Here is a 21,192-nt window from a genome sequence, read left to right on the forward strand (position 1 = left end):
TCGCGCAGCGTCGACACGTCCATCATCGACTCCGCCAGAAGCTTCTTCAGGCGCGCATTCTCCTCCTCCAGCGCCCTCAGCCGCTTGGCCTCCGAGACCTCCATGCCGCCATACTTCTTGCGCCAGGTGTAGAACGTCGCGTCGCTGATCCCGTATTTGCGGCACAGCTCCGTCGCCGATAGCCCGGCCTGGTGCTCCTTCAGAATGCCGATGATCTGCTCGTCCGAAAAGCGCGATCGCTTCATTGCCAGTCTCCTCTCTCCAAAGAGAGACTAACCACAAAGCGAGGACATTTCAGGGGAGCACGTCAGGAGCAGGCTGGAAACGTACCGGCGAGAAGGCCGGTGATTACGTCGCACTGCTGTTCGACGATGCGAGGTGCCGGGTATGATGCTTTCTTGCTGTTCAAAAGCGAGGATATGTATTGGCTCACCGGTCTGGACACCGATGGCTTTTATGTCCTCCACGCGATGCTTGTTACTGCCGATGGCAAAGTCGACTATCTCGGCCGTCAGGCTGACTACAACAACGTTTTTTATAGCTCGATCCTGGAAGGTTGCAGGGTTTTCGATGAACTGGCCGGTTCCAGCCGTGGGCAGGCTATCAAAACGTTGCTCCAGGACCACGGTCTAGCAGGAGGCCGGATCGGAATTCAGTACAATACGATGGGTCACCGTGCCGATCTCTACGTCGACGTCGTCGCCGCCCTTGAAGGCTGGTGCAGCTTCTCTGATGCCTCGCCGACGATTGACAGGCTTCGCCTAGTGAAGTCTCCGGCAGAAATCGAGATGATGCGCAAGTCCGCGAACATCGTCCAACTGATGACGGAAACTGCTATCGCGGAGACCAGGGCCGGCGTTTTCGAAGGGAAGATCTTCGGAGCCCTTGCCCAGACGATCTATGAGAACGACGGCGATCCATGCGCGCTACGCTATCCAATCGGATGCGGGCCGGCATCCAAGCTCGGCCGCTACACGTCGGGCCGACACCATGTGGCCGACACAGATCAGTTCATGTTCGAGATCGGATGCGGATACAGACACTATCATACCGCCATCTACTTCCACGTCCTCGTTGGTGATGCCCCGCGGCAAAGGTTGTGCGGCAGACGAAAAGTATCAGAAAGGGTACGAACGACAGTCCGGCGACAAGTTGCATGTCCGCGCTGTCTGGCAGCAGTCGAACGAACATGCCCGCCATCGGGCTCAACACGGAAGCGAGCAGCATGGCCGGAACGGCCAAGGCTCCACCCGTACGCCTGAAACGCCGGAAGTCCTGGACCGTTGCCAATTTCATTGGACTGCCCCGACTGCCTCCGGGCGCACCGGAAGTTCATGCGCGAACGCCCGGTACCAGGCGTCGAGAGCACACAGGTTCCAAGCGCGGTGTACAGCCGGTCTGGCTGCAGAGACCGACAGTTCATGGATGGCATCGCCAATGCAATCGGCGTTGAGGACGGCCCCGATCGGCCCTGGTCGCTCGCGCTGGATAGCGCCAAGCCGACCGACCAGCCATTCGATCATCGCGCTGTCGTAGCGGAGCTGTTGAATGCCCTTTGGGCGCTCGGCGATCTCGCGAGGCAGTATCTGCGCAGCTGCTTGCCGCAGGATGATTTTGTTGCGGCTTTCGTCGAGCTTCTGGTCATCTGGTATAGAAAGGGCAAGAGTGATCAGGCGCGAAGCGGTGAATGGCATAAGCGCCTTCATATCGAACCGCTGCGCGAATCTCTCCTGCGCACTCAGCCTTTCGTCGCGCGCGAGCAGCGCCTTTTGAAGGGCGGCTGACAGGATGCGGCCACCCGTGCCCGTACCGTGGCGACCGCCGATTGGATAGCAGTCGCGCCAAATGGCACGATGCGAGTCCATTCCGGCAAACAGGGTGTCGGACATATTGCCGGAGAACAATATGTCGACTTTGCCGGCAGCGGCCTCGTGGGCAGCAAAGAGGCAGGGGTATTCATCATGTCCGCCAAGCGTTTCCATCGCCAGAATCGCAGCCGGCAGAAGCCGATCGAGATCACCTGGTGAGACGAACACATCGTGATGCGTAAAGTTTAGGGCTGCCGCAGTCGCACGTGCGCCGATGATCTCAGGATCGTCTTCGCCATACCCGACGGTGAAGGAATGAATTTGGGCTTCGGGTAGGCGCTGACGGAGTGTTCCGCCGATCAGTGCCGAATCGATTCCGCCGCTCAGCATGATCCCCACCCGTTGGTCGGTTTTTGCACCGAACAAGGCTGCAACGCTTTCTTCAAGCGCCCGTGTAATGTCGCGCGGGCTGGCTGCAACCGCCTCGTGCGAGGCCTCCCACGGCGTTTGGCGGTGCATTCTGATCGTGCCCGAAGCTTCACGGACCAACAAATATCCCGGTGGAACAGGCCGAATGCTTTGGAAAAAAGTCCTGTGAGCAGGGGTCCAACCGTCATCGAGAAAGCGTTGCATGGCGCCGGCGTCCAAGGACCGGTCGATGCCATGCTGCATGAGAAGCAATTTGCATTCGCTGGCGAAGAATAGTTCGGTCGGGCTGGCGGCGTAGTAGAGTGGTGTGATTCCGATGGCGTCGCGGCACAGCAAAAGCCGATCGGCGACGTCGTCATAAAGGCCAATAGCGAAATGACCGTCAAAGCGGGACGTATCGAGCGTTCCATCGCGGCGATACTGGTCTGCAATGTCTCTTGCGGTGATTTTTTTGCCTGCCTGCAAGCAAATTCCACTCAGCGCGACCATGACGCCGCCGCCTTCATGCAGCTCGTCATCATCACAATGGGCGGCCATCGAGCAGCCGTTCCGATTGAGTCTGCGCTCGTGCGTGGCACGTAGCCAGGATGCCGGCCTTTCGAATTGTGAGTACCCTTTCCCGGATACACCCGCTATCTGGCCCATTTCCAGCCTCCTCCTCTCATCGCCCTCACACACAGTGGGGGTGAGGCGCGCCGTGATACTCGGGGAAGAAACCCAGATGGAGCAGCTCGCGCTGAATCGTCTGTACTGAACGACTGTGGTAGCGCCACTCCGGTCTCAGGATGATGCCGATCATCCGACCGCTATGGGCAACCTGCAGCCCAGGAGCTTTCGCGTCACGAACGATTTCCAGAATTTCATCGAAGTGCGGCTGTGGGAGATGGCGCTGATTGATGATCGAGCTTCGCGTCGCCACTTCCGCGAGCAAGGCAAGATCCTGCTTTTTGAAGGCGCGGCGCAGCAATGCGCGGAGCACTTGAAATTCATCGATCTCGTCATCGCTGTAGCGCGCTGCGGTGTAGTCCAAAGTATCCACCGGATCATTCGGAGCGGCATTGAAGCTCAGCAGGGAAAAGCGGGGCAATCGCCATTTGTAGCGTTCGAGCACCCTGCCTTCGCGCTGGCAGACAAGATGCGGCCACTTGAGAAACATAATTCCGTCGCTGGCGGTTTCTGCTTGTACAGCAAGCCGGAACAGGTCCCTCGATTTGACCGACGCGCCGAGCAGGCGGGCTGTTGCACCAACGCTCGACACAATATCGGCGGTCGAGGATCCAAGGCCAAAGCCCTCGGGGATATTTGACTTGATCGTCACATGGATGCCGGTTGCGCCCCGGTTCGCCCTTTCGAGGAACATCTTGATCGCTTGGAGCGCCTTCCGCTTGTGTTTAGGCTCGATCTCGACGGTTGCACTATTGGTGCTTCTAGCCAGCGCGATACTGTGGCGCGGGACGAACGGCAGCGTGACCAATCCACGATGCAAACGATCCTCCCCGTCGCGGAACACGCCCTGGATGATCTCGCCGTGATGGCCTATCGACGATGCGCTTGCATACATTGTAGCTCCTCCCTTCCGCCGGAGAATTAGGCATTCGCTGCCCACTGCTCCGCGGCTTGCAGGTCAATCGGTCGGTCAATCTCGAAAGCGGCGATCCCTTGATCTTCGATTGCGACGTCTGCAATCGTGTAGGTGTCACGCAGAACGCCTGACAGGACATCTTCGTAGTAAAGTGACGTCTCGCGGTTGGCGACTGTGCGACCGATCTCGCGGAAAAATATCTTGATGAGGTCAGAGGAGAACAACAGGTACAGGCTGATTGTCTTGCGGTCGCCAGCTCTCGCCTCTGACGGCTGGCGCAGGACCTTCAGCCGCCATCTGCCGTTCTGCATGCGCAAAACGGTGCCTGCTTCATCGCGGGCCAACGCACGAGTCGGAATGACGATGTCGGAACCCGTTTCCCGGAGCCAATCGTGAGGCAGCCGCGAAAGGAACACATCGCAATCGGATATGGCAACAGGGGCAGTTGGGCAGGGGGCGACCGCCAGAGACGCGATATTGTTTGTGCTCGCGTAGTTGGCGGCGTGCACATAACTCACCTGCATACCGCCGGCGTTGGTGCCGAGCGCGTCACGGATCTGGTCACCCCGATAGCCGAGAACGACAGTAAGATTCTTTACGCCCGCTTGCGAAAGCTGCTTCGCCAGCCTTGGCAATAGCGGCTCGCCATTGACGGCAACAAGCGCCTTGGGGCATTCGCGGGTGAGGGTACCGAGGCGTGCTCCCAGTCCCGCAGCGGAGACGATGGCGCTCGTGACAGGGCCCACGCTCGATCCGGATTCGGTGGAGGATTTCCGAGCTTCCTGACGTGCTTTTGCTTCATTGTCAGACGGATTTTTGACGGACATGTCGATCGCTCCTAGGGGCGGCTGAGTCATAGGAAAGTCGCAAGGGACAGGCCGAGGGCGAGGATCAGCGTCACCACAACCGCGCCCATGTTCATCTTGGGGAAAGGAAAGGGTGCCACGTGCAGAAATGCTGTCAAAATCGCCGCCGATCCAACAAGAACAGGCTGTGCTTGCGGTGCAACAAGAAGCGAGGCCCAATAGGTTGCCGTCAGCACCAGGATGTTGTGCGGCAGAGGGAGCCCCAGGAAAGCGCCGTCCTTGAGGCCATGCACGTTGAAATAGCTCAAGCGCAGCAGTCCGGCCGCGCATAGGAGGAAGCCGCCCGCAAGGGCGATGGGGTCGCCCTTTCCCAGTACGATGAGAAAAATCAGCGGAAAGCCGCTCCCGGCGAGAAAATCGGCATGGGAATCCATCTGCTTGCCGATTTGTTGCATCTCTGGAGTCCTGCCCGGTTGCCGCCGGGCAAGAAGGCCGTCAAAGGAATCCGCGACATGAGCCCAAAGCGCGAATGTAAGCGCTGCGGCTAGAGCTCCGTTCAGCGCACAGTAGCAGGCCGCCATTGCAGCCAGTGCGCCTGCGAAAGTCATGAGGTTCGGCCCGTCTTCCAAGGAGCCGAGGATGGGCAGAGCGTTTCTCAGTTGCATCACATAAGGTCCGCTGCACTCGTTTCCGGGGATAACCAAAGAGATGTCATAAAACTGTCATTTGATTAAGAAATAAAAATCTGTACAGAGCAAGCAAATAATTCCAATAGAAAATACGCATACATCAGACAAAAAATAAAATAATCTACGCGCTGCATATTGTGATCGTATATTCATAAATTTCATTCAGCCATTCGGTTAATCTATAGTTTCATTGTTCGCGACCTCGTAACGGGAAAGCGCGGAGTGGTTTCTGCGATCTGTGAGAGGCAAGAGGCGGGGCGCGCTACGGCGATTCGCTACCTGTCGTGACTTCTCCACATAATCACAAGTGCCACCAAAGATTGTCACATCGCTGAAGCATTAGGCTCCTAATGTCCGCCCCTGAAATAAGGGGATGTGTGGGATGTTGAGACTTACTGCGGCCAGCAGGCAGCAAGCGTTGGCCGAAATGATCGGTGCCGGGACGGGTATTACGATCAGCGATGTCGCCGAGAGCTATGGTGTTTCCACCGAGACCATCCGGCGCGATTTGCTCCAACTGGAGAAGAACGGCCTCATCAAACGCGTTCATGGCGGCGCAATGCCTGTCGGCCGGGAGGCACCGGTCGCCTTGCGTATGCAGGAAAATGCAGTGGAGAAGCGCCGAATTGCGAAACTCGTGCCTCCGCTGCTTACGACCGATCAGTGGGTCTTCATCACCGGCGGAAGCACCACACTGGAAGTCGCCAAAGAGCTGAGCTACGGGCCGTCGCTTTCGGTACTCACCAACATGCCGGCAATCGCCGAAGCGCTGCAGGGGCCGGCCCGACACAAGGTTGTTTTGACTGGTGGGGAGTATGCCAGTGAGGACGGCGCGCTGATAGGTTCTCAGGTCCTCGACGCCATCGATGAGTGCGTCTTCGACGCGTCGATTATCGGCGTCTACGGCTTCGACGAGTCCTATGGCTTGTTGGAAGCGGAGAAATATTATCAGCGGCTGAAACAGCGCATCGTGGCCCGTTCCAGGAAAGCCATTTTTGTCGCCGATCGCAGCAAATTCGGCTCCTCGGGAAAGTACTGCAGTGTCCCGCTTGATCGGATCGGGACACTGGTCACGGATGCCGCGCCGCCTGCTTCGCTGGCTGCCCGCCTGAGAGAGGCCGGCGTGCGCACCATCCACCATGAAGTTGCGCGCCGCCAAGAAGCCGATGCGCCGGAACACACAGGCATGGAAGGCGGGCAAAATGACTAGGCCGGAGCGCGTCATTCTCTTTGGTATAGACGGGTTGCGGCCTGATATGGTGACCGAAGCGTCCATGCCGAACCTGACAGCGTTGCGTAGTTGTGGCGTGTGGTGCGGCAATCATCGCACGGTTTTTCCGAGTGAAACGCGGGGAGCCTTGACGGCGCTGGCAACAGGCACGCAGCCGGCTGTCAACGGCGTGCTTGGCAATCAGTTTCACGCGCGCGGCGGGCACATGGGGCAGACCTTCACGCACGCTGTCCAGCATTGGCGAACTGCTGACGCAATGCTGCCCGGGGGTATGGTCAATGCGCCTGGCCTGGCGGAGATCCTTGCGCGCGAAGGACGGTCCTTGGCCGTGGTTACCTCGAGCGGGCAGGGCTCTCTGGCTGCGTTGAACTGGAAGGGAGCCATTCACGGGCAAACCGGCTTCAATGTCAGGCATCCGCAATTTTCCTTTCCAGCCGGGGCCGCTGCTGCGATCCGTGAGCGGCATGGCATTCCACTTGATGGATGCGCTGAGGGCTCCGAGGGTAAGGCCGTGGAGACGTTTATTGACACGATTTGGCCGGATGTGAGGCCCGATGTCTCCATTATCTGGCTAACGGAAGCCGACAGCGCGGCGCATGTGCACGGCCTCGGCGCAGAAGAGCATCTGGCGGCGATGCGCCGATGCGACCAAGCTTTGGGGCGCCTCGTCGCCTGGCGGGATGCACTCCCCGAGCGCGAAGAGATATCCCTGATGGTCACATCCGACCATGGTCACGTCACCATCTCCGACCATATATCGGTAGGGAGCGTGCTCGTGGCGGCCGGGTTCAACGCCGATGATACCTTCGAAGGCGGTGCGGACATTCTGGTCGGCGCCGGTCGCGCAGCGGGGCTGTGGTTCAGGAAGCCCGAACTTTCCCTGATGCAGGACGTTTTCGACTGTCTCGGTGAGCAGCCATGGTTCGGGGGCGGATTTAGCACTCCGGCCGATCCAACCAGCCATCTCGGCCAGGTGGAGGGAACACTGTCGCTCAACCTCATAGGCGTCGGCCATAGGCGCGCACCCGATCTTTACATCAACCTGGCTGGCAACAATGGCAGTAACCGCAACGGCATTGCCGGCGGCGCCTGGTGCGACGTCAGCAACTATAACATCGCCGTCGGCGGCGGCACACATGGTGGCCTGCATCGCCTTGAATTGGCATCGGTCTTGCTGGCGGAGGGACCGCGTTTCGCGACCGGGGCGATAAGTCATCTGCCCACGGGCATCTGTGATCTCGCTCCGACAATCCTGCACCTGCTGGGTTGCGAGTTGCCCCGGTCTGCAAGCGGTCGGCCGCTAACAGAGATCATGCGCGGCGGTGCGCCGTCCGAAGAGCCGTGTCTGCACGAATACATGGCGAGCCGTGGTGGATCCGCCACGTATCTGACCGTTTCTCGGTTCCTGGCGGTCAATTATCTCGGCGAGGCATGGTCCGCAGTCGAGCGATCCCGTGAGGCGGCCAGAACCGACGAAGCCGCGTAGCGGCGAAAATACATCATCCGGTCGGACCGCGATGGTCCGGACACAACGACGACAGGAGGCAGGCGTGAACGATAAGCATCTTACAAGTCATTTTGAACTGCTAGGCAGAATTTCAGGTGGCTTCGCCGCTGCAGCTCTTTTCTTGTCGGCGATGCCGGTGCAGGCGCAGCAAGTAGCCGACAGACCGCGGCTCACGGTCGCGGTGCAGGAACTGCCCGACAGTCTGGAACCGGTCATGAAGACACGAACATCTGCATTCCAGGTCGTCCCAAGCATCTTCGATTTCCTTATCGAGACCGACTACAGCGACAATTTCGACAGGAAGCCGGGTCTTGCAACGAACTGGAAGCGCATCGACGAGAGGACGATGGAGGTGGACCTGCGCCCCGGCGTGGTCATGCATGACGGGCGCGTGATGACCGCGGAGGACGTGGCGTTTTCCTTCGGGCCGCAGCGGGTCAGCGGCGAAGATGCGCCCGCCTATGGCCCCAGCCGCGCCTATCTGAAGACAATCGAGCGTGTCGAGGTGGTGGACGAGGACACGGTCCGCTTCGTCACCTCCAAGCCGGACCCGGTCCTCGAAGCCCGCTTGTCGGGATGGATGTCCCAGGTCGTCAGCAAGAAGGCGTTCCAGGAGGCGGAGAGTTTTTCCGATTGGGAGCGTGCACCCGTTTCGACAGGACCCTACAAGGTGCAATCGTTCAAGACCAAGGACGAACTGGTGCTTGCGGCGCATGACGATTATTGGGACGGTACGCCGCCCTACAGCACCATCAGATATGTCGAAGTTCCTGAGCAGTCCTCCCGCATCGCGGGGCTTGTTGCTGGCGATTATGACATCATAACGGATATTGATCCCGACCAGTTGGAACTGGTCGAAAGCTACGGCGATCTGGAGGTGGTTGGCGGCGATACGATCATGACCCGGTCCATCCGCTTCAGCACAAACCATCCGGTTTTGAAGGATCCTCGCATACGGCTTGCCCTGTCGCTTGCCATCGACCGGCAGGCGATCGTCGATAGCCTGTGGGATGGCCGCGTCGGTCTCACCAATGGCTTTCAGTTTCCGTACTACGGGGAACTCTATATCGAGGAGCATAAGGGGCCAGGCTACGACCCCGACAGGGCAAGGGAGCTGATGGCTGAGGCGGATTATGACGGTTCGCCCATCCCGTATCGGGTGCTCGAACACTGGTATCCGGTGGAGTTGCCAACCTCAGAGGCGATCGCTGCAATGTGGGAGGCAGTCGGCTTCAACATCGACATGCAGGTACAGGCAAGCTGGGATACGATTCTTGTCGAGAACCCCGCATTTATCCACAACGGCGCCACATTGATGAACATTCCCGATCCGGTTGGCGGTCTCTGGAGGGTTTACGGGGAGGGGAGCAGCATTGATCGCCGCAATCAGTGGCGCAACGAGGAGTTCAACAAGCTGGGGAACGTTCTGGAGACGAGCCTCGATCCGCAAGCGCGGCGCGATGCCTTCAAACGCATGCTGCAGATCGTCGATTGGGAAGACGTGCCGGCGACGGAACTGCATATGCGTGGCGCTTTCTACGGCAAGCGTGCCGGGATTGATTGGCAACCGACACCTGCTCCTTATCTGGATTTCGGACCGACCGATACGGGAGTGAATTAGTGGCGGCGGCCGAATACCCGGAAAGCCTATCGCTAGCGACCGCTACGCGCCGCCGGGTTGAGCACCCGCCGGCGGCTCGTTCCGACGATGTCTTGCTGAGGGTGCGGGGCTTCGGCGTGACGTTTCAGACAGCGCGAGGTGAAGTCCGCGCCGTAGAGAATGTTTCCATCGATATCGAGCGCGGCGCTACATATGCATTTGTCGGCGAGAGTGGCAGCGGCAAAACGGCAACCTGCCTCGGGCTTGCGCGGCTTCTGCAAAGCAGGCACCGCCTGACCGGTTCGGCTGCCTTTGACGGGTTCGATCTTGCCACCGCGGATGAGCGCACCTTGGCTGCCATTCACGGCCGGCGGATCGGGTTTGTCTTTCAGGATGCCGCCGGAAGGCTCGACCCCTTGCGCAATGTCAAAAGCCATTTCCTTACGACGACAAGGCGGCTCCTCGGCCTGCGCGGACCTGCCGCGCTTGCCCGCATCCTTGAAAGCCTCCGCAATGTGGGGCTATTCGATGTCGAGGCGGTCCTTGCGAAGTTTCCGCACGAACTGTCGGGCGGCATGGCACAGCGGGTGATGATTGCACTGGCCCTTGTCGGCAATCCGGACCTCATCATTGCGGACGAGCCGACCACGGCGCTTGATGCAGGTAACCGGCTGACCATTCTCTCGCTGCTGACGCGCCTCGCGCGACAGCATAGCGCGTCGCTTATATTGGTGACCCATGACCTTAAGGCGGCTTCGTTCTGCGACGTGCTCGCGGTGTTCTACGCCGGCCAGGTCGTCGAGATCGCCCGGATCGACCACGGCTATGACATGCTGCGTCACCCATACAGCAGGGCCCTGCTGCGAGCCGCGCCGCACCTTGCTGAAGAATGGCCGGCCCGTCCCATTCCCGGCACGATGCCAGCGCATGGCGAGCGCGGCTCCGTTTGCCGCTTTGCACCGCGCTGCAGTGCCCGCCGTATCGCCTGCATGAACGAGCCACTGACTTTCAAGGAAGATCGACAGGGGGGCGTTCTCTGCCAATTCCCTATGGTCGAGGAAAGCTTCGACGAGGCCACAGAGCTGATATCGGCCGGCGAAACGCGTGGCGCTGCGCGGCCGGTTCTATCGGAGCCGGTGCTCGAACTCGATCGTGTTTCCAAGGCATTCCACGCAAGATCCTTATTCGGCTTTGGTCGGAAGCGGTTGGGCGGCCATGCATTGCTGGACGTTTCCCTGGTGGTGCACAAGGGAGAGTGTCTGGCCCTCGTCGGGGAAAGTGGCAGCGGAAAATCGACAATATGCAATCTCGTGCTAGGGATGTGCCAGCCAAGCGCGGGCCGGGTCAACCTTCGTATCGACGGGGAAGAACCCTTCGCCGGCGCAGCGCGAAAATCCGTGCCGCGCGTACAGATGATCTTTCAGGACCCGCAATCGGCGTTCGATCCTCGCATACCGATCGGCGAGCAGGTCGCCGAGCCTTTGCGGGTGAATGGGATTGGCACTGCAGCAAGCCGCCTTCGGGAGGCACGCGCCATGTTCGATACGGTGCGGCTGGAACACGACTTCCTTTCGGCGCGTCCCCGGCAATTGAGCGGCGGACAATTGCAGCGCGCTGCCATCGCCCGCGCCTTGATCCTGCGTCCGCAGTTGCTTGTATGCGACGAGCCGACCTCCGCCCTCGATGTTTCCGTGCAATGTGAGATCGTCAACCTGTTCGGCGAATTGAAGCGATCGATGGGCCTGGCGATGCTGTTTGTAACGCACGATCTTGCCGCCATACGGCCAATTGCCGACCGCATCGCCGTGATGCGGGCCGGTGAAATCGTCGAGGAAGGCAGTACCGCGCAAATCATTGCAGAGCCCCGCCACCCCTACACACAAAACCTCATTGACCTGAGCGGCGGTCTTTCGCTTGGCCGGGCGGATGCCCAGGACCGAGGCCGGCAACCAGATTTGTGGCCGCTCGGACATGACGTGAGGGAAGGCGTTGTGGCGTGACAGCCGTCTTCATCCTGACGAAGCTGTTCCGTTCAGCGCTGACGGTCGTCCTCGCCCTGGCGTTCACCTTTGTGCTTCTGCGTTTCGCTGGCGATCCAGCGCTGGCTGTCCTGGGCGTCGATGCGGCGCCGGAGGCGCTCGAACATTTCCGCACACGCTATGGGCTCGATCACAGCGTTGCGCATCAGTTCGTCTTCTACCTCTCGAATCTTATGAGCGGCGATTTCGGAACATCCTTGCGCGACGGGCGTCCGGTCGTCGACGTCGTCTTTGAGGCGTTGCCGAAAACACTGCAACTGATGGGCATCGGTTTCCTTCTGGCAATGGCCATCGGCATTCCGGCGGGCCTTTTGGCCGCCTTGAAGCAGGGACGGTTTCTCGATCGCCTGGTGATGTCGCTGTCGGTCATAGGCTTCAGCCTGCCGAACTTCTTTCTTGGCCTCCTCTTGATACTGATTTTCACGCTGTGGCTTCGCCTCCTTCCGGCAGGCGGCTCGTCGTCCCCGTTGCACTTCGTGATGCCGGTCATCACGCTTGCTACGGCCTATATCGGGATCGTTGCCCGCTATGCGCGCGCGTCGATGCTGACGGTTCTCGAAAAGCCATATCTCGTGGCAGCGCGCGCGCGCGGCGCGTCGACGATCACCATCGTTATACGACATGCCCTGCCGAACGCCGCTATTCCGATCGTAACGATCTGCGGCCTTGTCTTCGGCAGCCTGCTTGGCGGGGCCGCCGTCATCGAAACAGTTTTTGCCTGGCCGGGCATGGGCCGGCTCTTGGTGAACTCGGTGTTGGCGAAGGACCTGCCGGTCGTGCAGTTCATCGTGATCATGCTGACCGTCGTTATGGTTGTCACCAATCTCTGCATTGATTTGGCCTACCGCCTGTTGGACCCGCGTATCGCTTCCTCGCCTGCAGGAAGCCAAAGGAAAGGCGCGTGAGTGTGAGGACGTCGCCATCCCGCCAAGAGATTCAGCCTTTCCGCCCGCCAATCGCAGCAGGCCTGGCGCTGGGGTGGATACTGGCTCTCCTATCCCTGGGCCTGGTCGTCCCGCTTCTCGCCCCGCTTGATGCCAATCAAGTGGATCTGTCCGCCCGACTCCTGCCGCCGGCTGGCTTTGGCGGATCGCTCGAACATCCTTTCGGGACGGATCAGTTGGGCCGCGACTTGTTCGCGCGCGTTTGCTCGGCCATTCGCATCAGCCTGCTTTTGGCATTGGTCGGAACCGTCGCCGGCGCATGCCTGGGCATTGCGCTCGGCTTCGCCGCCGCGCATTTCGGCGGTCTCGTTGACGATCTCGTTACGACCCTGATCGATTTTCAGGCAGCGTTGCCATTTCTCGTACTGGCCATCGCCAGCATCGCTTTCCTGGGAACCAACATTTATGTCTTGCTGCTCCTCGTCAGCCTTTACGGCTGGGAGCGCTATGCACGCCTGGCGCGCGGGCTCGCCTTGTCGCATAGAAACAACCGCTATGTCACCGCGGCGCGAACCTATGGCGCAAGCTGGCCGACTATCTACTGGCGTCATATCCTGCCGAACGTCTCGGGCATTCTGGCGGTCAATGCCACCTTGAACTTTCCCGAATCCCTTCTTCTGGAAACGACCTTGAGCTTTCTGGGCCTCGGCGTGCAGCCACCCAATGCAAGCCTGGGCTCAATCATGAATGCCGGGCGCGATCATCTTTTCTCGGCATGGTGGATTGCGGTGGTTCCGGGGCTGCTGATTTTTTTCACCACATTCTCTCTGAGCGTTCTGGGCGACATGCTGAATAGCGGGGACATGGCGGAGCGTGTTGCTTAGGAGTGTCATTTCACCTCGTTCAACCGCGCCACTCCCGACAGATGTTCCAGGAAATCGTTGACCAACACGGGACGGGATCCGTGCTTCGGCAGCGCCGCATAGGTTGTGAACGGTATGCGAGGACGAAACGGCCTTACGACGATATCAAGTGACTGGTGCCGGTCCATCGCGGTGACCGGATCGACGATGGATACGCCCATGCCATCTTTGACGAACGCGCAGGCTGTCGCGGACAGCCCTGTTTCGATGACGATCCTGCGGGCGATGTCCGCTTCCTCGAATACGCGATCGACATGGTGGCGGAAGGCTGAGTCCGGTCCCAGCGAGATGAAGTGTTCTCCCGCCAGGTCTGCGGGTTCAATGGCTGTTTTTTCCGTCAAGGGATGACCCAGCGGAAGGATGCAGACGCCCGCCAGCGATTGAAAGGGCTGCAGTTCCACGCCGGCATTTGCCGCGATGTCGGAGGCAAAGCCGAGATCTGCGTGACGGCCTGCGATCCATTCCACCACCCGGCTTGCCGCCCTTGCATTCAGCTCTACCGTTATGTCGGGGCGCCTCTTCATGAAGGAAGCCACAGCACGCGGAAGATAGTCGAGCACCAGCGCCGGAATGGCCACGATGCGCAGGTGGCCCGACTGGCCGCGCGCCAACTGACGCGCATTGCGATCAAGATCGTCGATCGCGGTAAACACACGGTCGATCTGCTGAAGCAGCGTCTGCGCTTCCGTGGTTGGTAGAAGGCGACCGTGAGAACGCTCGAAAAGCGTTAGTCCCGTTCCCAACTCGAGATCGGCTATCAGCTTGCTGACGGTCGGCTGCGTGAGGCGAAGGAGTTCGCCCGCGCCCGTTACAGTGCCAGCCAGCATCACCGCTCGAAAAGCTTCAAGTTGCCTCATATTCATCAGCGTCCGCCCTAATGCATGCATTCTATGAATACGGTAGAGGAAAATTTGAATTTGAATCTATATTCTGCTGTCGATAAGTTTGTCAAATTAATGTCATAAAGAGACAAGGGGAACTGAATGCGTCACATTCTCAAATCGCCCGGGATACAGCTTGTGATCCTCTCGCTCGGGGGTGCCTGCGCGGCCGTCATGCCCTCACAGGCCGAAGAGGTCCTGTATTTGGCCGCTTATGGAGGGTCTTCCGAAACGGTCCTGCGCGAGATGATCTTGCCGCCGTTTGAAGAGGAGTACGATGTCAGGGTCAAATACGTGGCTGGCGCTTCGACCAACAATTTGGCGCGGCTTCAGGCCCAGCGCAACAATCCCGAAATCGACGTGGCCATTCTCGATGATGGCCCCATGCAACAAGCCGTCGGGTTAGGGCTTTGCGCGCCGATTGCTGAAGCCCCCATTCTGGATGAGATTTACGATCTCGCCAAGCAAAACGGCGATGGGAAATCGATCGGAGTAGGCATCGTTGCAACGGGGATTGCCTACAACACCGACGTCTTCGGGGCCGAGGGCTGGCCGGCACCGGCGTCGTGGCTTGATCTTGCCGACCCGCGCTTCAAGGGACGGCTGACTGTTCCAGCCATCACCAATACCTATGGCCTGCACACGCTCCTTGCCATAAACAGCATAAAGGGTGGCGATCTCGAAAACATCGATCCTGGCTTTTCCTTTATTTCCGAGCACATCGCGCCGAGCGTGCGGAGCTTCGAGACGTCGTCAAGCAAGATCTCCGAGCTGTTCCAGACCGGAGAAGTGGCGGTTGGGGTCTGGGGTAGCGGGCGTGTTGCCTCCCTCGCCGCTGCAGGGTTTCCAATTGAACTCGTGCAGCCCCGAGAGGGGGCCATGGCCCTCCTGACGACGATCTGCCCTGTCGAGGGGAGCGATCAACCAGAGCTGCAGCAGACCCTCATCCAGCACTTCTTGTCGCCGCAGGTCCAGGCAATTCTGGCTCAACACAAAGGATGGGGGCCAACGAACAAGACCGTCGATCTACCTGAAGCCGTCGCCGAAATGGTTCCATATGGACCGGACGCAGTGGAAAAGCTCGTCAGCGTCGACTGGGCGAGCGTCAACGAGAACCGGTCGGAATGGACAAGGCGGTGGACGCGTGAGGTCGAACAGTGACCGCTGCCGCCCTTTTCGACTACGCGCCGCATGGAGGGATTTGAGATGGCATTCCTCGAACTGCACGGCCTTTCCAGGATGTTCGGCAGTGTCGTTGCTGTGGAGAATATCAATATCGATGTCGCGAAAGGCGAATTCGTCTCCCTTCTCGGACCTTCGGGCTGCGGAAAAACAACAACTCTTAACATGATCGCGGGGTTTCTGGAGCCCAGCTCAGGCCGCATCCGCCTCGACGGCACGATGCTCGATCAGATCAGGCCGTGTGATCGCGGACTCGGCGTCGTGTTCCAGAATTACGCGCTGTTTCCGCATATGACGGTGGCCGAAAACGTGGCCTTTGGACTGGAGATGAAGCGCGTCCCGCAACAAGAGGCCAATCGCCGTGTGGCGGACATCCTCGAGCTTGTGCGCCTCGATGGGCTAGCGGCCCGTTATCCCGCACAGCTTTCCGGCGGCCAGCAGCAACGTGTCGCTGTTGCCCGCGCATTGGTGATTGAGCCGCCGCTGCTGCTGCTGGACGAGCCTTTGTCCAATCTCGACGCCAAGCTGCGCGAAGAGATGCAAGTTGAGCTTCGCCGAATCCAGCGCACGGTTGGGACTACGACGATCATGGTGACACATGATCAGGCGGAGGCGATGGCGCTCAGCGATCGCATCGCCGTGATGAACCGCGGCCGTCTTGAGCAAACGGGCAGCCCACAGGACGTCTATGACCGCCCAGTCACGGCTTTTGTCTCCAGTTTTCTTGGCAAGACCAATCTCCTGCAGGCACGGCTGTTCAAAAACGACCGGGATGTATGCCGGATCGACATCGCCGGGCACTGCTTCTCAATAGCCGGATCGCAATGTTCCGGCTTTGCAGATGGAACGGTGCAGGTTTCGCTTCGTCCCGAGAGAATCCGTGTTGTCACCGGGCGCGCCGCCGGTGCTGCCTCTGTTGCAGGACAGATACGCAGCCGAGTTTTCCTGGGTGACCGTTGGGTCTACGAAATTGAGAGCGCACTGGGCCCACTGCTCGTCCACCAGCCCAATTCGAGCACAACCGTTGCCGAAGGAGATGCGGTGGCGCTTGCCTGGGACACGTCCGACCTGCGTATCGTCGAGGCCGGCCATGCGTAATGCCTCTCTGCCATACTGGCTAAGCGCGCCGGCCCTGACCTTCTATGCACTATGCGTGGCCGCGCCGCTGGCGGCGACATTTCTTCTGAGCCTGAATGGTTATCAGGATGGCATCGGCGTCCTACCGGTCCTCGGGCTCGGCAATTACGCCCAAATTCTGTCGGACCCCTACTTCCACCTCATCTTCGGCCGCACCTTCGTCTTGGCGTTGGCAGTAACCGCGTTGTGCATCTTGCTCGGAGCTCCCGAAGCCTACATCCTCTATCGCATGGAGGCGCCATGGCGCGGCCTGTTCCTGACGATCATCCTCGGGCCGCTGCTGATCGCCGTCGTTGTCCGCACGCTCGGCTGGGCCCTACTATTCGGCAGCCATGGTGCGATCAGTCAGACGCTGCAGATGCTGGAACTGGCTGATCGGCCAATATCGCTCATGTATACCATGACGGGCATGGTGATCGCACTGGTCCATGTGCTGGTGCCCTTTGTGGTGATTGCCGTATGGGCTTCGCTGCAGCGGCTGGACCGCAACATCGAACTTGCAGGAGAGTCGCTTGGCGCGAGCCAGTTGACGATCTTGCGGCGCTTGGTCCTTCCGCAAGTTATCCCCGCGATCGTGTCGGGCTCCATCATTGTTTTTTCGCTGGCAGCGACAGCTTTCGCCACGCCCTCCATCATTGGAGGGCGGCGCCTGAAGGTGGTGGCAACGCTTGTCTATGATGAATTTCTCACCACGTTGAACTGGCCGTTGGGCGCGGCTATCGCGGTCTTGATGCTGATCGCCAATATCGCGCTCATCCTCACCTATAGCCGCCTGATGGAACGGCGGCGCGTGGAGCGCCAGAAGGCGGTGTCGGTTGCTTTTCAGGAGAAGGTCGCATGAGACGTAACGGACCACTGGCGCTGGTATTCCATGCCGCCTTCGTGATGTTCATCGCGGCACCTCTCGTCGCTGTCGGATTGGTGTCGTTTACGGACAAGGCTTATCTCTCAATGCCGTTCGATGGCGTTTCCCTGCGCTGGTATGCTGCTCTGCTCGATGCGCCTGCGTTCCTGCAGGCGTTCCAGATCAGTCTGGTTCTGGGGGCCGCATCCGCGACTATCGCCACCATTCTGGCTGTTCCGGCGGCGCTGGCTCTTGCCAGACTGGATTTTCGCGGTAGGGAAGCCATCAACGCCCTGCTTCTTTCGCCACTGCTCATCCCGCATGTTGTGCTTGGCGTCGCGTTTTTACGCTTCTTCGCGGGCATTGGCCTGTACGGCACATTGGCCGGCCTCATCATGGCCCATGTGGTGATCATCCTCCCCTATGCGTTGCGGCTGACCATTGCGACGGCAAGTGCCATGGATCCTCGGCTGGAGCAGGCGGCAGCCTCGCTCGGCGCGGGCCCGTTTCCGGTGTTCCGCCGGGTGACCCTGCCGATCATTCTGCCAGGCGTCGCCAGTGGCTGGATATTGGCGTTTCTCACAAGCTTCGACGAACTGACGATGACGGCCTTCTTGGCATCGCCGTCGACGGTCACGCTTCCGGTGCGGCTCTACCTGCACATTGAGGAGACTATCGACCCGATGGTGGCCTCCGTATCAACGCTGCTGATCGTCGGCGCTCTCGCGCTCATGATGGTGCTTGATCGGGTCTACGGGCTTGATCGGGTGTTCATCGGAAAGGCTTGAGATGGCGGTATTCGAATTCGTATCACATGCCGGGTTCACTGCGGCGAGCCAAAAGGCGCGGGTTACCATCACTGTGGACGGCGAGCTTGTACAAACGGCTGAGTGCACACGCATCGCCGCCGTCCTGCTCAGCCTGGATGAGCACGCGTTCCGGCGCTCTCCGATCTCCGATGCGCCGCGCTCGGCCTATTGCATGATGGGCATATGCTTCGAGTGCCTGGTCGAGATCGACGGTCGTCCGAACCGGCAGGCGTGTCTTGCCTTTGCACAGGACGGCATGGAGGTTCGCCGTGGCCTTGACTCACAGGCGCAGGCAGAGCGATGAGCGGCGTCTATGACGTGGCCGTCGTCGGTGCCGGTCCGGCCGGCATGACGGTCGCAACTCATGCTGCGGCTCAGGGACTTTCCGTCATTGTCTTGGATGAGCAGGGCGGGCCGGGCGGGCAGATCTACAACAGCGTTGAGCAAAGCCCGTTGCGGGGCCATCCCGCGCTGGGCAAGGACTACGCGCGCGGCCTCGACCTGGCCCGAGAGTTGCGTGGTTGCGGCGCGGAATATGTCTGCGGAGCAAATGTCTGGCAGGCCGAAGCAGGCGGCGCGTTGTGGCAAGTTGTGTTCTCCAGGCAGGCGCGAGCCAGGCGCATCGAAGCGCGCCAACTGGTACTCGCCACGGGCGCGTATGAGCGCCCCTTTCCGATACCCGGCTGGGAGCTGCCGGGAGTCATGTCGGCGGGGGGGGCACAGATACTGCTAAAGTCGGTGGGGCTTGCAAAGCCCAATGCCATCTTCGCAGGCAGCGGACCACTCCTTTATCTCGTTGCGCTTCAATATTTGCGAGCCGGTATTCCGGTACGCGCCATTCTCGATACCACCCACAACGCGAACTACCGTCGAAGCCTGAAGATGATACCCGGTGCCCTTGGCCGGTTCTCCACATTGTTCAAAGGCATGCGAATGCTGCTTGCGCTGCGTTCAAGCCGCACTGCCTTCATAGGCGGCGTAAGTGCGCTTGCGGCGGAGGGGGAAAGGCGTTGTCGGTCAGTGTCCTGCCGTGCGAATGGGAAGGTCTATCGGTTCGAAAGTGCAGAGATGCTGTTTCTGCATCACGGCGTCGTTCCCAACGTTCAACTGGCACTTGCCACCGGTTGCGAGCAGCACTGGGACGCACAGCAACACACATGGTGCATTACCTGCGACCCTTGGGGACGGACTTCGCGGCCGGGCCTCTATGTCACCGGCGATGCTGCCGGCATCTTGGGGGCTGACGCGGCGCGCCTGCGTGCGCAACTGACGGTATTGGCGGTGTCCGCCAAGATCGGGCGCATCGAAAAAGAACAGTTCCATTCGGAAAGCCGCCGACTGCAAGCGCAGTTGCGCAAGGAGGAGGCCTTGCGCCGCTTCCTTGATGCGCTCTATGAGCCACCTGAGCAGTTCCGCATCCCTTCCGATGCCACATTCGCGTGCCGGTGCGAGGAAGTCACTGCCGGCGCGATCAGGGAATGCGTGCGTGCCGGTGATGGCGACCCCAACCGCATCAAGAGCTTGTTGCGCTGCGGGATGGGGCCGTGCCAAGGGCGGATGTGCTCGATCACGGTTTCACAGATCGTTGCCAGAGAGAAGCGACTCTTTCCGGGAGACATCGGGCAGTTTCGTTCGCGCCCGCCGGCAAGGCCCGTCCACCTCGATGAGCTTGCCTCGCTTGCGATGGAAGAGGATACTGGTGTGCCCGCATGACCGTATCGAGTGATGTCATCGTGATTGGTGGCGGGTTGCACGGCTGTTCCGCAGCTTTCCATCTCGGCAGCCGAGGTTACAAGACACATGTGCTCGAGAAGGATTACTCCGGCCGGCACGCCTCCGGGGTCAATGCTGGTGGGGTGCGCACGCTGGGCCGCCACAAAGCAGAATTGCCCCTCGCTGTCGCCGCTAAGAAGCTCTGGGCCAACATTGAAGAGATTGTGGGGGAGGATTGCGGTTTCCGGCCGGTCGGAGGGGTTCGTGTCGCCGAGAATGCTGAGGAAATGCGCCGTCTGAGCCTTCGCAGCAGCTCGGTAGCGCGACTCGGCCTTGAGCATGAGGAAAGGCTGATCGATGCCGATGAACTGCGCGCCCTTTTGCCCGCGATCAGCCGTGCCTGCGTGGGTGGGCTGTATGTTGCAGGCGATGGTTTCGCCAATCCTTTCCGGACAACCGAAGCCTTGCGGCGGCGTGCGATCGAACGTGGCGCGGCCGTGTTCGAGGGCGTTGAACTGGCGCGTCTTTGCTACAAGCAAGGTGTCTGGCATGCCGTTTCGGAATGCGGGCGGGAGTTTCAGGCGCCCATTCTGATCAATTGTGCCGGTGCATGGGGGGATCGCGTTGCCGCACTGGTGGGCGACCGAGTGCCCCTGTCAGCGAACGGCTCAATGATGATGATAACGAGCCGCCTGCCTCGCATCGTCAAGCCAGTTGTCGGCGCAGCTGGGCGATCTCTTTCGCTGAAGCAGTTTGACAACGGAACCATCCTGATCGGGGGAGGGCACAGGGCGCCGGTCAATCGCGACAAGAACGAAACCACTTTGAACGTCAACAAGCTCGCCCTTGCCGCACAAACGGTCGCCGAGCTCTTTCCTGCGCTGAGACAGGTGCAGATCCTGCGCTTCTGGTCGGGTATCGAAGGGTTTACGCCCGACATGCTTCCAATCGTCGGTGCAAGCAAGAACGCGCCGTCTGCTTTTCACGCATTTGGATTTTCTGCCCACGGATTCCAGCTTGGACCGATCGTCGGACAGGTTCTCGCCGACCTTGTGGAAAAGGGCGAAACGGATTTGCCGATAGCGGCGTTCAGCCCCTGCCGTTTCAACAGTAAAGCCGCTGCATGAG

At 60.0% G+C, this 21,192-nt stretch carries 20 protein-coding genes and 1 pseudogene (1 of these 21 cut by a window edge); 15 read left to right on the plus strand and 6 right to left on the minus strand.

The genetic code is table 11. From position 1 onward, the window contains the following. The gene (locus NTH_RS20750; RefSeq protein ID WP_338529413.1) for an IS3 family transposase occupies nt 1-245 on the minus strand (it extends 867 nt beyond the left edge of the window). Within the gene, nt 1-245 belong to an annotated coding region that runs on past the window's edge; the region does not span the whole gene. A 153-nt stretch (nt 246-398) separates the two neighbouring features. On the opposite strand from NTH_RS20750, the gene NTH_RS20755 reads away from it, so the two are divergent. Continuing rightward, complete coding sequence (locus tag NTH_RS20755) at nt 399-1,262, plus strand: aminopeptidase P family N-terminal domain-containing protein (RefSeq protein ID WP_422392458.1); 864 nt, start codon at nt 399-401, stop codon at nt 1,260-1,262. A 30-nt stretch (nt 1,263-1,292) separates the two neighbouring features. On the opposite strand, the gene NTH_RS20760 is transcribed toward NTH_RS20755, so the two are convergent. The 4 genes from NTH_RS20760 to NTH_RS20775 are packed head-to-tail and all read right to left on the minus strand — an operon-like array spanning nt 1,293 to nt 5,290. Then, nucleotides 1,293-2,882, minus strand: a complete 1,590-nt coding sequence (locus NTH_RS20760; protein ID WP_338532123.1) for an asparagine synthetase B family protein — start codon at nt 2,880-2,882, stop codon at nt 1,293-1,295. A 25-nt stretch (nt 2,883-2,907) separates the two neighbouring features. Next, nucleotides 2,908-3,798 carry a GHMP kinase gene (locus NTH_RS20765; RefSeq protein ID WP_338532124.1) on the minus strand — a complete coding sequence of 297 codons (891 nt, stop codon included), beginning with the start codon at nt 3,796-3,798 and terminating at the stop codon, nt 2,908-2,910. 26 nt (nt 3,799-3,824) lie between these two features. Then, nucleotides 3,825-4,646 (minus strand): NTP transferase domain-containing protein, encoded by an 822-nt coding sequence (locus tag NTH_RS20770; protein ID WP_338532125.1) that lies wholly within the window; start codon nt 4,644-4,646, stop codon nt 3,825-3,827. Between the two features lie 26 nt (nt 4,647-4,672). Beyond that, nucleotides 4,673-5,290: a CDP-alcohol phosphatidyltransferase family protein gene (locus NTH_RS20775; protein WP_338532126.1), complete on the minus strand. Its 618-nt coding sequence runs from the start codon at nt 5,288-5,290 to the stop codon at nt 4,673-4,675. Between the two features lie 406 nt (nt 5,291-5,696). Here NTH_RS20775 and NTH_RS20780 point away from each other — a divergent pair, with 406 nt between their 5' ends. The 7 genes and pseudogenes from NTH_RS20780 (at nt 5,697) to NTH_RS20810 (ending at nt 13,459) form a co-directional block, all read left to right on the plus strand. Further along, nucleotides 5,697-6,524: a DeoR/GlpR family DNA-binding transcription regulator gene (locus tag NTH_RS20780; protein WP_338532127.1), complete on the plus strand. Its 828-nt coding sequence runs from the start codon at nt 5,697-5,699 to the stop codon at nt 6,522-6,524. Further along, entirely contained in the window at nt 6,454-8,031 is a 1,578-nt protein-coding gene (locus NTH_RS20785) for an alkaline phosphatase family protein (protein WP_338532128.1), read from the plus strand. The genes NTH_RS20780 and NTH_RS20785 overlap by 71 nt, the downstream gene beginning before the upstream one ends. Beyond that, nucleotides 8,000-9,673 carry an ABC transporter substrate-binding protein gene (locus NTH_RS20790; RefSeq protein WP_338532129.1) on the plus strand — a complete coding sequence of 558 codons (1,674 nt, stop codon included), beginning with the start codon at nt 8,000-8,002 and terminating at the stop codon, nt 9,671-9,673. The genes NTH_RS20785 and NTH_RS20790 overlap by 32 nt, the downstream gene beginning before the upstream one ends. Nucleotides 9,674-9,789: 116 nt before the next feature. Next, nucleotides 9,790-11,652, plus strand: a complete 1,863-nt coding sequence (locus NTH_RS20795; protein WP_338532130.1) for an ABC transporter ATP-binding protein — start codon at nt 9,790-9,792, stop codon at nt 11,650-11,652. After that, a pseudogene (locus NTH_RS20800) lies at nt 11,649-11,891 on the plus strand (ABC transporter permease); the annotation flags it as partial. The gene NTH_RS20795 and the pseudogene NTH_RS20800, both read left to right, overlap by 4 nt. An 84-nt stretch (nt 11,892-11,975) precedes the next feature. Then, nucleotides 11,976-12,596, plus strand: a complete 621-nt coding sequence (locus tag NTH_RS20805; protein ID WP_338532220.1) for an ABC transporter permease — start codon at nt 11,976-11,978, stop codon at nt 12,594-12,596. Then, a complete protein-coding gene (locus tag NTH_RS20810) occupies nt 12,593-13,459 on the plus strand; it encodes an ABC transporter permease (protein WP_338532131.1) in 867 nt (288 codons plus the stop codon). Before NTH_RS20805 ends, NTH_RS20810 begins: the two co-directional genes overlap by 4 nt. A gap of 5 nt (nt 13,460-13,464) precedes the next feature. On the opposite strand, the gene NTH_RS20815 is transcribed toward NTH_RS20810, so the two are convergent. After that, nucleotides 13,465-14,361, minus strand: a complete 897-nt coding sequence (locus tag NTH_RS20815) for a LysR substrate-binding domain-containing protein (protein ID WP_338532132.1) — start codon at nt 14,359-14,361, stop codon at nt 13,465-13,467. Between the two features lie 120 nt (nt 14,362-14,481). On the opposite strand from NTH_RS20815, the gene NTH_RS20820 reads away from it, so the two are divergent. Genes NTH_RS20820 through NTH_RS20850 form a run of 7 tightly spaced genes read left to right on the plus strand, consistent with a single transcriptional unit; the run spans nt 14,482 to nt 21,191 of the window. Further along, nucleotides 14,482-15,540, plus strand: coding sequence for an ABC transporter substrate-binding protein (locus NTH_RS20820; protein WP_338532133.1), 1,059 nt, complete (start codon nt 14,482-14,484; stop codon nt 15,538-15,540). Nucleotides 15,541-15,585: 45 nt separating this feature from the next. Next, a complete protein-coding gene (locus NTH_RS20825; RefSeq protein WP_338532134.1) occupies nt 15,586-16,659 on the plus strand; it encodes an ABC transporter ATP-binding protein in 1,074 nt (357 codons plus the stop codon). Beyond that, nucleotides 16,652-17,539 carry an ABC transporter permease gene (locus NTH_RS20830; RefSeq protein WP_338532135.1) on the plus strand — a complete coding sequence of 296 codons (888 nt, stop codon included), beginning with the start codon at nt 16,652-16,654 and terminating at the stop codon, nt 17,537-17,539. Before NTH_RS20825 ends, NTH_RS20830 begins: the two co-directional genes overlap by 8 nt. Beyond that, nucleotides 17,536-18,330: an ABC transporter permease gene (locus NTH_RS20835; RefSeq protein WP_338532136.1), complete on the plus strand. Its 795-nt coding sequence runs from the start codon at nt 17,536-17,538 to the stop codon at nt 18,328-18,330. The genes NTH_RS20830 and NTH_RS20835 overlap by 4 nt, the downstream gene beginning before the upstream one ends. A gap of 1 nt (nt 18,331) precedes the next feature. Beyond that, on the plus strand, nt 18,332-18,655 hold the full coding sequence (locus NTH_RS20840; RefSeq protein ID WP_338532137.1) for a (2Fe-2S)-binding protein: 324 nt from the start codon (nt 18,332-18,334) through the stop codon (nt 18,653-18,655). Continuing rightward, nucleotides 18,652-20,064: an FAD-dependent oxidoreductase gene (locus NTH_RS20845; protein WP_338532138.1), complete on the plus strand. Its 1,413-nt coding sequence runs from the start codon at nt 18,652-18,654 to the stop codon at nt 20,062-20,064. The genes NTH_RS20840 and NTH_RS20845 overlap by 4 nt, the downstream gene beginning before the upstream one ends. Next, entirely contained in the window at nt 20,061-21,191 is a 1,131-nt protein-coding gene (locus NTH_RS20850; RefSeq protein ID WP_338532139.1) for an NAD(P)/FAD-dependent oxidoreductase, read from the plus strand. Before NTH_RS20845 ends, NTH_RS20850 begins: the two co-directional genes overlap by 4 nt. Nucleotide 21,192 lies beyond the last annotated feature (1 nt).

The sequence above is a fragment of the Nitratireductor thuwali genome, from assembly GCF_036621415.1.
Classification (GTDB): domain Bacteria; phylum Pseudomonadota; class Alphaproteobacteria; order Rhizobiales; family Rhizobiaceae; genus Chelativorans; species Chelativorans thuwali.

Coding starts and splice junctions, on each gene's coding strand:
- NTH_RS20845 (WP_338532138.1), top strand. CDS start 18,652: ATGAGCGGCGTCTATGACGTGGCCGTCGTCGGTGCCGGTCCGGCCGGC.
- NTH_RS20805 (WP_338532220.1), top strand. CDS start 11,976: ATGGCCATCGGCATTCCGGCGGGCCTTTTGGCCGCCTTGAAGCAGGGA.
- NTH_RS20765 (WP_338532124.1), bottom strand. CDS start 3,798: ATGTATGCAAGCGCATCGTCGATAGGCCATCACGGCGAGATCATCCAG.
- NTH_RS20785 (WP_338532128.1), top strand. CDS start 6,454: ATGAAGTTGCGCGCCGCCAAGAAGCCGATGCGCCGGAACACACAGGCA.
- NTH_RS20760 (WP_338532123.1), bottom strand. CDS start 2,882: ATGGGCCAGATAGCGGGTGTATCCGGGAAAGGGTACTCACAATTCGAA.
- NTH_RS20840 (WP_338532137.1), top strand. CDS start 18,332: ATGGCGGTATTCGAATTCGTATCACATGCCGGGTTCACTGCGGCGAGC.
- NTH_RS20835 (WP_338532136.1), top strand. CDS start 17,536: ATGAGACGTAACGGACCACTGGCGCTGGTATTCCATGCCGCCTTCGTG.
- NTH_RS20830 (WP_338532135.1), top strand. CDS start 16,652: ATGCGTAATGCCTCTCTGCCATACTGGCTAAGCGCGCCGGCCCTGACC.
- NTH_RS20770 (WP_338532125.1), bottom strand. CDS start 4,646: ATGTCCGTCAAAAATCCGTCTGACAATGAAGCAAAAGCACGTCAGGAA.
- NTH_RS20815 (WP_338532132.1), bottom strand. CDS start 14,361: ATGAATATGAGGCAACTTGAAGCTTTTCGAGCGGTGATGCTGGCTGGC.
- NTH_RS20820 (WP_338532133.1), top strand. CDS start 14,482: ATGCGTCACATTCTCAAATCGCCCGGGATACAGCTTGTGATCCTCTCG.
- NTH_RS20775 (WP_338532126.1), bottom strand. CDS start 5,290: ATGCAACTGAGAAACGCTCTGCCCATCCTCGGCTCCTTGGAAGACGGG.
- NTH_RS20825 (WP_338532134.1), top strand. CDS start 15,586: ATGGCATTCCTCGAACTGCACGGCCTTTCCAGGATGTTCGGCAGTGTC.
- NTH_RS20780 (WP_338532127.1), top strand. CDS start 5,697: ATGTTGAGACTTACTGCGGCCAGCAGGCAGCAAGCGTTGGCCGAAATG.
- NTH_RS20850 (WP_338532139.1), top strand. CDS start 20,061: ATGACCGTATCGAGTGATGTCATCGTGATTGGTGGCGGGTTGCACGGC.